The following is a 10175-nucleotide window of genomic DNA, read 5'->3' on the forward strand; positions in this document are numbered from 1 at the left end:
GGCGGGTTTGCCCCCATCGCTTGCTTTATCGCTTGCCTTGGAGGAACACGAACGTGTTGACTATAGGTCTGCTGCGCTGACCGGCAGCTTTAGATGGCGGCCCTGGTTCTTTGCCTATCCGCTTCACGAGTACGGCAACTGCCGAAAGCAGGGTTTGAATGAGCACCCCGATTACACTGGCGGCCCTTACCGGGGGCCGGGACAAAGAACCGAAGGTCGCTATGCGGCCCATCAATGCCGCCGACGTTCCCACCCTGGCGGAACTGTACTTCAACGCCTACGTCCCGGCTGCCATCGAGGGGTGGAGTCCCGCCGAAGCATCCAGCCGGTTGCATGGCCTGATCAACGGCGGACACGAGCGCCCCATATCCATGGCCTCGCTGCTGGCCGAGGATACCGATAGCCAAATAACCGCCGCCATCGTCGTCCTCGAGGGGGCCTCCGGTGATGAGAAGGAACAGCCAGCGTTTATTGCCGAGCTTTTCATTCACCCGGAGCATCAAAGGAAGGGCCTGGCACAGGAACTGCTGCACTCGGCCATGAACGCCCTGCATGCCATGGGTCGAAGCACTATCGCCGTCACCGTGGACAGTGCCAACGCCGCAGCAATGGCCTTGTACCTCTCGATGGACTTCCGCCGCTGGCCCCCGCAGAGCGGAGAGAACGAAGACTGGGATTAAGCCGGTCAAACAACCTGGGCTGCCCCCGGCCGGTTGAGCCGGGGCGGAGGGCGTCAGGGTTTGAGTATGACCTTGATGCAGCCGTCTTCCTTCTTTTGGAACTTCTCGTAGTACTGCGGCGCTTGCTCCAGTGGGACCTGGTGTGTCGCCAGGTCCATCACCCCAAGCGGATCTGAACTGTCTTCGACCAGCGGCATCAACTCATCAGTCCAATGCCGCACATTGCACTGACCCATCCGCATCTGGATCTGCTTATCGAACATGGTCAGCATCGGCATCGGATCCGCCTGGCCCCCATAGACACCGCTGATGGAAATCGTTCCACCGCGGCGGACAACGTCGATAGCGGAATGGAGGGCGGATAGACGATCAACACCGGCTTTCGCCAGGGCCTTGCGGGCCACGGCGCCCGGCAGCATCCCTACGGCGGCCTGGGCGAACCCGGCCGCGGGCGAGCCATGGGCTTCCATACCCACTGCCTCAACAACCGCATCGGGTCCGCGCCCGTTCGTCTTCTCCCGCAACTCATCGGCCAAACCATCATCAAGGCCCAAAGTCTGGACCCCATAACGCTCAGCCATCGCACGGCGCTCGGGTACAGGGTCGACGCCTGTCACCTGATAACCCAGATATGTTCCGATCCGGGCCGCAAACTGACCCACCGGGCCGAGGCCGAAAACAGCGAGGCTACCGCCCTCAGGTACATTGGCGTACTTCACCCCCTGCCACGCCGTGGGAAGAATATCGGACAGATATAGATACTTTTCGTCGGGGCCCTCCACCGGCACCTTGATTGCCCCGAAATCAGCGTGCTGGACCCGCAGGTACTCCGCCTGAGCACCGGGGATAGACCCATACAGCCGCGAGTACCCCAAAAACCCTGCACCGCTGCCGTACTCCCTGACCTGGGTCGTTTCACATTGGGACTGCAATCCCAGCCCGCACATGAAGCAGTGCCCACAAGAGACATTGAACGGCACGACGACGCGGTCACCTGCACTGAGGTTCCTCACCTGGGAGCCGACCTGTTCAACGATGCCCATCGGTTCATGGCCGATGATGTCACCCTTGTCCATGAAAGGACCCAACACTTCATACAGGTGCAGATCCGAACCACAGATCGCGGTGGACGTGACCCGGATGATTGCGTCCGTCGCCTCCTCGATTTCCGGGTCCGGAACAGTCTCCACACTGACCGAACGCTTACCCTGCCATGTGAGTGCTCTCATATCTCCTCCTCCATATCACCATCATCTAATTACGGCCGGAGCCAGTCAGAACCCTGCCAAATCCCTGCCAACCGGCCTCGTCACTCATCGTGTCCCTGATCGAAACTCATTTGATCTTCGCCATAGCCGACTCTGGCAGCTCCCGGTAAGAGCTTAGGGATCTGTGCTCGACCCGGGCTGCCCGTGGTTGTCAGTTGATTTCGGTGAGTGTGCCGTCGGCCACGGAGTAGACGAAGCCGCGGATGTTTTCTTTGTGTCCGATGAAGGGGTTGGCTGTGATTCGGGCGAGGGATTGTTTGACGTCTTCGGCAGGGTCCTTGAAGGATTCCGGCGCCCATCCGGGCCGAAGGCCTGTATCGGCTTCGATTTGTGCTTTGAAGTCATCGTCGGTGAAGGTGAGCATGCCGCAGTCGGTGTGGTGTATCAAGATGATTTCGTTCGTACCAAGGAGGCGCTGGCTGATAGCCAACGAACGAATCCCGTCCTCGGTGATGACGCCGCCTGCATTGCGGATCACGTGGGCGTCGCCCTCGTTGAGGCCCAGCAAACCGTAGGGATTCAGCCGCGCATCCATGCACGTCACGATGGCTACGTTACGTGCCGGCGGCATCGGCAGGTCAGCGTTATTGAATGATTCGGCGTAGCTTTGAGCGTTTTCGATCAGCTGGTCTGTGACAGTCATTCTTTTGGTGTCCTTTCAGTAAATCCATTCCGGTTGCCGTCATGCTGAAAAATCAGTGTGATACTGGCGTGGTGATCCACGCTTGTTGAGCACGGCAGCCTGGACGATCTCCGCCCAGCCTACCCGTCGACGTACAGCCTTATGCGGGCAGCTCCAACTCCCATTCCTTCACGTCCGCTACCGGGGGTTACTCCGAGGCTGCCGGGGTTTTTCCCGCGGCGTCCTTCTTACCCATTTTGTGTTGGGCGGCCAGGGCCGCCTCCGGCGGGCGAGGGCCGCTCCACCGCCAAGACCGATCAATCCCAGGTCTGCCTGACTGGACTGGCCCGCGTTTGAGCCTTCGATTCCCGTATCGGGTGCACCGGAGGGGAAGGCTGGTGCAGGGGCAAGGGTTCCGCTGCCGTTGAGGGCACCGTTAACACCGTTGGGGAAGAACCCACCGGAGCGCACGGGCTCCGGGCTCAGATAAACAATGTTCAGGACCTGACCCGGGGTGCGGCTGAAAACGAGTGCGTTGGCGTCAGTGGGTACCAGGTTCGCGGTGTCATTGAGGACGATGGGCTGATCAATGTCTTCTGGCCCGTCGACGCTGTCGCGCAGATCCGAGATGGCCCCGGTGGGAGCTGCCAAATCGAGCCCGGACAGAGATAGCCGCAGCCGTCGCCTTCCTCGCCTCGGATGATTCATCCTTCATTACGGCAAGCCAGTTTATGGTGGACGGCGGCATCGCCGGCGCATACGTCACGCCGCTCTGAACCCTCAGATGGCCGTTTTGGAGGCTGCGTCCTCGGTGCCGGAATCCCGCAGCGCCTTGCGTTTCCGCGCCCGATCCAAGGCGTTGATCGTCGGTGCGGCGGTAATCCCGTGCAGGAGGATCGACATCACGATGACGAGGCCGACAATGCGCCACAGGGTTGCCTCCTCGGCGGCGAACTCTCCCTCGGACAGTGCGTAGCTGAGGTAGTAGATGGAACCGATGCCGCGGACGCCGAAGAAGGAGATGACGCCGCGCTCCCACGGCCCGGTGCTGCCCCTGCTGAGGCTGATCCAGGCCGCGATGGGCCGCACCAGGAGAAGAAAGGCAAGAGCCACGAGCATCTCGCCGAGGGTGACACCCGCCAGCAGCCCCCTTGCCACTGCCCCGCCCAGGAGCACGAGCACCACCACGGTGAGCAGCCGCTCAAGCTGCTCGATATAGCTGTGCAGCACCCCGTGGAACCCGTGGGTCTGCTCGTCTGAGCGGATCGTGACGGCGCAGACAAAGACGGCGATGAACCCGTACCCCTCAACCATCTCGGTGACCCCGTAGGTGAGGAAGGTGGCTGCCAGGGCAACGAATCCCTCGGAGTGGCTGGCCATCCGCGCGCTCTCGATCCGGGACCGGAAGAAGATCCGGCTCAGCAGCTTGCCGACGCCGAATCCGAGCAGGCACCCGATTCCGATCCGCCACACCACGTCCAGGACAATGAACTCGGGGAACCATGCCGAAGGCGCAGTACCCACCATGCTCATGGCGATCGCAAGATAGACAAAGGGGAAAGCAAGCCCGTCGTTGAGGCCGGCCTCGGAAGTCAGGCCGAACCGCACCTCATCCTCGAACTCAAGCTCCTCCTCCGTTTCGGAAGGCTCGCCGACCTGCACTTCCGATGCCAGCACCGGGTCCGTAGGCGCCAGTGCCGCCGCCACAAGGATTGCTGCGGCCAGCCCAAGGCCCAGTACCCACATCCCGAGCAGCGTGAAAACGATCAGGCACAGCGGCATCGCGATCCCGAGCAACCGCCAAGTGGTGGCCCAGCGCTTCCACCCCACCCTCCGGTCCAACGCCAGACCCGCACCCATGAGGGAGATGATCACGCAGACCTCGCTGAGGTGGACGGTGACGTCGCTGTACTCGATCGGATCCGGATCCGGCAGGTCGTCCGCGAAGGAGAACACCACGAAACCCGCGGCAAGAAACATCATGGGCATCGACACCGGAGCCCGCATCAGCAGGCGTGGCAACAGTGCCGCGGCGAAAACCGCGAGTCCTGCAGCAGCGAATACCAGACTCGGCGCTTCAAACACCGGCACCTCTTTCCTCGGGCAAATAAGCGCACGCCGGGCCACCACGCACTTGTGTAGGCTACGCCGCTTCCAGCAGCTGCGGTAACGAGTCCTCATCGGCGCCGATTCTTGACACACCTTTCGGTATGCGGTCCCCGATTGCTGACAGCGGAAAGGCGTGCATCCGGACCCGCTGCGTTCCCGGCGCGTGAAAGCAGGAAAGTATGCCCAATTCCAGCCTATGCGAAGGACGGCGCGGTGAGCGTCCTTGCGTGGGACGCCGAATCCAGGATCCTCACCGGCAGGGTCCGCTGAAGCGCACCCACCGACTGCCGCACGAAGCTGCGGCTCAGTGTGAAAGGCGATGGCCGCTTCCGGCCCCTTGAGAACCACTGCATCGTGTAGTGGTTCCTCCGAAAGCTGATACGACAGCGCACAGACGGCATGCCCGATCAAGGCAATGAACGGCCAGTGAGCTGTAGATGGGCAGGGCAAGTGTCAATGACAGCGTTCCGCAACAGGTATTCCGTCGCCGAGAGCACCACGAACGTTCTTGAACAACACAAGATCGAACGGGGGCCGGCGCATCAGGGTCCCTCAGCTGTTTAAGATTCCAACCGCTGGGCGACCATCCTCTTGCCCTGTTCGCCGGCGGCCCTTCTAAAAATCACCCTGGTGATGGTAACCATAGATGACCCGCCTCAACATTTCCTACTCGTTTGTTATTTAGGCAAAGCTAACCTAAGTTATATTTGGTATCAGGTCGGCTCTTGTCCTGCCTGTGAAGTTTGGTTCAAGGACGATAAGGGGAATTGATGTACATCCGATCCAAGGTTGCACCGGTAGTGGCACTGGCATCTGTGACAGTACTGGCGCTGACTGCCTGTGGCGGCAGTGCTGAAACATCCGGCGCCGAGGCAGGAAGCCCCGCCGAAAACAGCACCTCTGAGGCGATCACCGTTTATAACGCCCAGCATGACTCCCTGACCCAGGCGTGGGCCGATGCGTTCACGGCGGAGACCGGCATTGAAGTTACGCTGCGCCAGGGCAGTGATTATGAATTCAGCAACCAGATTATTGCCGAGGGCGAAGCCTCCCCTGCGGACGTCTTCCTCACGGAAAATTCGCCGGCCATGACGCAGGTGGAAAACGCCGGCCTCCTGGCCGAGGTGAATGCGGACATCATCGATCAGGTTCCCGCCGAATACCGGCCCTCCACCGATATGTGGACCGGCATCGCGGCCCGGTCAACCGTCTTCGTCTACAACAAGGACGCGGTTCAAGAGTCCGAATTGCCCGAATCCATCATGGATCTGCAGAACGAGCAGTGGAACGGCCGCTGGGGCGCTTCCCCCACCGGCGCCGACTTCCAGGCGATTGTCAGTGCCATGCTCGAACTTGACTGGAGTTCAGACGTGTGCTCTTCCGATCTGGCGATGAAGGACAATGCCGAAGCCTATAAAGACAACACCGCCGTGATGAAGGCGGTCAATGCCGGCCAGATCGACGGCGGCGTTATCTACCACTATTACTACTACGGTGACCAGGCCGAAACGGGAGAAAACAGCAACAACGTCGGCATGCACTATTTCAAGGATCAGGATCCGGGCGCCTTTGTCAGCGTTTCCGGCGGCGGGGTGCTGGCCTCCAGCGATCAGCCCGAGCAGGCGCAGCAGTTCCTGACCTTCATCACCGGCAAAGCGGGCCAACACGTACTGCAGAACGGCGACTCCTTCGAGTACCCGGTCGCCAGCGGTGTAGCCCCGCACGAGGACCTAGTCCCGCTGACGGAACTGGAAGCGCCGGAGGTCGACGCCGCGAAGCTGAACAGCGAAAAAGTCACCGAGCTGATGATTGACGCGGGACTGCTCTAAACCATGCCGCACCACCTCAGCCCGCCAGCGGAACGGCCCGGCACATGCCGATAACCGATCACCGCGCGGCCCGGCTCCTGCGGGTCCCGGAACGGCCGGGGGAAAAGGGCAAACGCTCCGCTCCCCCGGCTGCAGTGCTGGTGCCCGCAGTCCTCGTCACGCTCACAGCCCTCATCCCGCTGGGCTTCGTGATCACGATGACGGTTGCCACCGGCTGGGAGGACGCCACCTATCTGATCTTCCGCCCGCGGGTCGGCGAGCTGGCGATCAACACCGTCTCGCTGATCGCGCTGACCGTACCACTGACGGTGCTGATCGGCATCGGGACCGCGTGGCTGGTGGAACGTACCAACGTTCCCGGCGCCCGGGCCTGGGCGCTTCTGCTGGCGGCCCCGCTGGCTGTGCCGGCGTACGTGAACAGCTACGCCTGGATCAGCACCATCCCGACCCTCGCCGGAGTGTGGTCCGGCGTGCTGATTTCCGTGCTTTCCTACTTCCCACTCGTCTACATTCCCGCCGCGGCCACGCTGCGCCGGCTGGACCCGGCGTTGGAACATTCCGCCGCGTCCCTGGGACTTGGCCCATGGAGCGTGTTCTTCCGGGTCGTGGTGCCACAACTGCGCCTGGCCGTCGTCGGCGGGGCGCTACTGGTCTCCCTGCATCTGCTGGCCGAGTACGGTGCCTTCTCGATGATCCGCTTTAGTACCTTTACGACGGCGATCATGGGCCAGTACCAGTCCACCTTCAACGGCGCGGCGGCGAATATGCTCGCCGGTGTGCTGGTCCTCTTCTGCCTGTTCTTGTTGCTCACCGAATCGAGGGGGCGCGGCACTGCTCACTATGCCCGGCTCGGCAGCGGTGTTGCCGCCGCGCCCGTTCCCGCACGGCTGGGCCGCTGGCGCCTGCCGGCCGTTGGTGCCCTGGCTGCGGTCATCGCGCTGGCACTGGGCGTTCCGCTGGTCAATATCGCCCGCTGGCTAATCGCCGGCGGCGCCGAGGTCTGGACAGCCGGACCGCTGGCCGGCGCCCTGGTGCAAACGCTCGGTTATGGGTTCGCTGGAGCGGCGGTCACCACGGTGCTCGCGTTCCCGGTCGCCTGGCTTGCCGTCCGGCACCCCAGCCGCTTCACCCGCATCTTGGAAGGAACCAACTACGTGGCCAGTTCCATGCCCGGCATTGTGGTTGCACTCGCCCTGGTCACCGTCACCATCAGCTTTGTCCAACCGATCTACCAGAGCACCGCCGTCGTCGTCGCGGCCTACGTGCTGCTCTTTCTGCCGCGGGCCCTGATTCCGCTGCGAGCTGGAATCGCCCAAGCACCGCCCGCGCTTGAGGAAGCCGCCAGGGCCCTCGGAAAGGCACCGCCGACGGCGTTTCTGAAGGTCACGCTGCGGCTGTGTGCGCCCGCGGCGGCCGGCGGAGCAGCACTGGTGTTCCTCGGCGTCGTCAATGAATTGACGGCCACCCTGCTGCTCTCACCCAGCGGCACCTGGACGCTGGCCACCAGATTCTGGTCGCTAAGCGGCGAGATCGATTACGCCGGCGCCGCCCCGTATGCGCTCCTCATGGTCCTGCTCTCGCTGCCGGTGACCTACCTGCTGTACACACAATCGCAGAAAGCCGCCGGACGATGAACCACCTGCAGATCGCCAATGTCGCCAAAACGTTCCACCGCACCGAGGTGCTGACCGATGTCAGCCTCACGGTGCACGCGGAGACGACGACGGCGATCGTTGGCCCCTCCGGCAGCGGCAAGACGACGCTGCTGCGGCTGATCGCCGGCTTCACCGCGCCCGACGCCGGCAGCATCAGCATCGGCGGCACTCCCATGGCCGATGGCGGACGCCTCGTTCCGGCCCATCGACGCAATGTGGGGTACGTGGCCCAGGACGGCGCTCTTTTCCCGCACCTGTCGGTCGGGCGGAACATCGCCTTCGGGCTCACCGGCCACGGAAAGACGGTGCAGAAGCGGGTGGACGAGCTGCTGGAAATGGTCTCGCTCGAACCGTCCTATTCGAAGCGCCAGCCCCATGAACTCTCCGGCGGCCAACAACAACGGGTCGCGCTGGCACGAGCCCTGGCGAAAGAACCCCAGCTGATGCTTCTGGATGAACCGTTCAGCTCACTCGATGCTGGGCTGCGCGTTGCCACCCGTAAAGCCGTGGCCGCAACCCTTCGACGCGCCGGAGTGACCACCGTGCTGGTCACCCATGATCAGGGCGAGGCACTCTCCTTCGCCGATCAGGTGGCGGTCATGCGGGCCGGCCGGCTCACCCAAACCGGCAGCCCGTTTGTTGTGTACACGCGACCGGCAGACCGGCAGACGGCGGAGTTCCTCGGCGATGCCGTCATCCTCGATGCCGAGCTGCACGGCACGGTGGCCACCTGCTGCCTCGGTGCAATACCGGTCAAGGGCAGGGCCGAGGACGGGCCGGTTCAGCTGATGCTGCGGCCGGAACAAATTCGCGTCGTCGATGAAAGTCCGGTCCGCGGAACCGTGGTGGACAGCGACTATTTCGGACCGGAAACCACCGTGCGCATCCAGCTGCACGCGGAGCCGGAGACGATCACCATTCGGCACTGGAACGCCTTGTTGGCCCGCCCGGGCGAGGAACTGTGCCTTCGGGTGGTCGGCGAAGCCGTGGTCTTTCCCGAGAGCTGATCGATTCCCCGCCGCCGCCGAAAAATTGGAATCGGCGATTGTGCACCCACAACAAAGGGCTCAGCCCGAACGCCATGTACGAGCAGTACCAGGGATCACAGACTCAGACCCAAGCGGCCTGAAAATCACAAAAAAATCAAGAAAACTCTCTCAAAAACTTGACCAGCCCAGGGTGCGTGCTTCGGGCCGGGAACGGGTATTACGGAGCCAGACGACCAACGCCCAGATTCCCAGGATGATGAGAGCCAGGACCGCTAACATCATCAGCATCCCGAAAACCATCATTCCACCGCCGAATCCCATCATTGCGTCGCCCATCGTTCCGCCAAAGCCAGTGGTTCCGTCATTCAAATTGTTGTTGAGCATTCGGTTTCTCCATTCCGCGGGAGTATCCATCGTGGACTGGGGCTGTGGTGTTTCCGCGGGTACCCAGTGGGTAATACACGGTCCCCTCTGTGCTGGTCATCGCTGTTTGGTTCTTAGTTCCTCCTTGAAAGGGTTGCAGCTGACCGGTCAGGTGTGAAGAACCAGCACTGTCGGGTTTGGTTTGTTCTTTCTCCACATTCGTGCCGCGAAGAAGGTACAGGCGAAGAACGTGAGGGCCACGCCGAGGAAGTTGAGGTTGATGGCGGTCGTGGTGTGGAGCAGGCCGGTGGGGCTTCTCACGAGTTCGGTCAGTACGGAGAGTAGCGCTGTTCCTCCGATGAGGAATGCAACGCATACGGACACTGCGGTGACGACGAGGTTGTAGTTCACTTTCCTTCGTGGGTCGGCGGACTCCCAGTGGTAGAGGCGGCTCATCAGGATCCCGTCGGCACTGTCGAAGAGTGTCATTCCTGCGGTGAAGAGGATGGGCAGGACCATTACCGTGTACCAGGGCAGGCCCTAGCCTCAGCGGGCTTCGACGGTGCCCATCATGCCTTGGTCTTCGTGGTCGAGGATGTGGCAGTGGTAGACGGTGCGTCCCGGGAAGTCTTCGAAGGCGATGAGGACTTTCACCTGCCT

Annotated in this window: 11 protein-coding genes and 1 pseudogene; 5 read left to right on the plus strand and 7 right to left on the minus strand. The window is 62.2% G+C overall.

The window, feature by feature from the left end; genetic code table 11:
- Positions 1-158 precede the first annotated feature (158 nt).
- Positions 159-680 carry a GNAT family N-acetyltransferase gene (locus Y707_RS0119295; protein ID WP_026536291.1) on the plus strand — a complete coding sequence of 174 codons (522 nt, stop codon included), beginning with the start codon at positions 159-161 and terminating at the stop codon, positions 678-680.
- A 53-nt stretch (positions 681-733) separates the two neighbouring features.
- On the opposite strand, the gene Y707_RS0119300 is transcribed toward Y707_RS0119295, so the two are convergent.
- From Y707_RS0119300 to Y707_RS30960, 3 genes are all read right to left on the minus strand, one after another.
- Positions 734-1909, minus strand: coding sequence for a zinc-dependent alcohol dehydrogenase (locus Y707_RS0119300; protein WP_026536292.1), 1176 nt, complete (start codon positions 1907-1909; stop codon positions 734-736).
- Between the two features lie 190 nt (positions 1910-2099).
- Positions 2100-2591 carry a beta-class carbonic anhydrase gene (locus Y707_RS0119305; RefSeq protein ID WP_026536293.1) on the minus strand — a complete coding sequence of 164 codons (492 nt, stop codon included), beginning with the start codon at positions 2589-2591 and terminating at the stop codon, positions 2100-2102.
- Between the two features lie 177 nt (positions 2592-2768).
- On the minus strand, positions 2769-3221 hold the full coding sequence (locus Y707_RS30960; RefSeq protein WP_026536294.1) for a hypothetical protein: 453 nt from the start codon (positions 3219-3221) through the stop codon (positions 2769-2771).
- Positions 3222-3235: 14 nt separating this feature from the next.
- On the opposite strand from Y707_RS30960, the pseudogene Y707_RS30170 reads away from it, so the two are divergent.
- Positions 3236-3346, plus strand: a pseudogene (locus Y707_RS30170) (SDR family oxidoreductase); the annotation flags it as partial.
- A 4-nt stretch (positions 3347-3350) separates the two neighbouring features.
- Here the strand turns inward: Y707_RS30170 and Y707_RS0119315 are convergent.
- Positions 3351-4655 carry a cation:proton antiporter gene (locus tag Y707_RS0119315; RefSeq protein ID WP_026536295.1) on the minus strand — a complete coding sequence of 435 codons (1305 nt, stop codon included), beginning with the start codon at positions 4653-4655 and terminating at the stop codon, positions 3351-3353.
- 794 nt (positions 4656-5449) lie between these two features.
- On the opposite strand from Y707_RS0119315, the gene Y707_RS33635 reads away from it, so the two are divergent.
- From Y707_RS33635 to Y707_RS0119335, 3 genes are read left to right on the plus strand one after another with little or no spacing between them, the layout of a single operon-like run.
- Positions 5450-6508: an iron ABC transporter substrate-binding protein gene (locus Y707_RS33635; protein WP_026536296.1), complete on the plus strand. Its 1059-nt coding sequence runs from the start codon at positions 5450-5452 to the stop codon at positions 6506-6508.
- A gap of 44 nt (positions 6509-6552) precedes the next feature.
- The gene (locus tag Y707_RS0119330) at positions 6553-8142 is read left to right on the plus strand and encodes an ABC transporter permease (protein ID WP_051442214.1); all 1590 of its coding nucleotides are present in this window, start codon (positions 6553-6555) and stop codon (positions 8140-8142) included.
- On the plus strand, positions 8139-9170 hold the full coding sequence (locus Y707_RS0119335; RefSeq protein WP_035782715.1) for an ABC transporter ATP-binding protein: 1032 nt from the start codon (positions 8139-8141) through the stop codon (positions 9168-9170). The genes Y707_RS0119330 and Y707_RS0119335 overlap by 4 nt, the downstream gene beginning before the upstream one ends.
- A 150-nt stretch (positions 9171-9320) precedes the next feature.
- Here Y707_RS0119335 and Y707_RS0119340 read toward each other — a convergent pair whose 3' ends face one another.
- The 3 genes from Y707_RS0119340 to Y707_RS30175 all read right to left on the minus strand — a co-directional run.
- The gene (locus Y707_RS0119340) at positions 9321-9536 is read right to left on the minus strand and encodes a hypothetical protein (RefSeq protein WP_026536299.1); all 216 of its coding nucleotides are present in this window, start codon (positions 9534-9536) and stop codon (positions 9321-9323) included.
- A gap of 147 nt (positions 9537-9683) precedes the next feature.
- A complete protein-coding gene (locus Y707_RS0119345) occupies positions 9684-10052 on the minus strand; it encodes a HoxN/HupN/NixA family nickel/cobalt transporter (protein WP_081745017.1) in 369 nt (122 codons plus the stop codon).
- Positions 10053-10061: 9 nt separating this feature from the next.
- On the minus strand, positions 10062-10175 hold a 114-nt coding region (locus tag Y707_RS30175; protein ID WP_155853171.1), incomplete at its 5' end, for a multicopper oxidase domain-containing protein.

The sequence above is a fragment of the Arthrobacter sp. H14 genome, assembly GCF_000520495.1.
Taxonomy (GTDB): Bacteria; Actinomycetota; Actinomycetes; order Actinomycetales; family Micrococcaceae; genus Arthrobacter_C.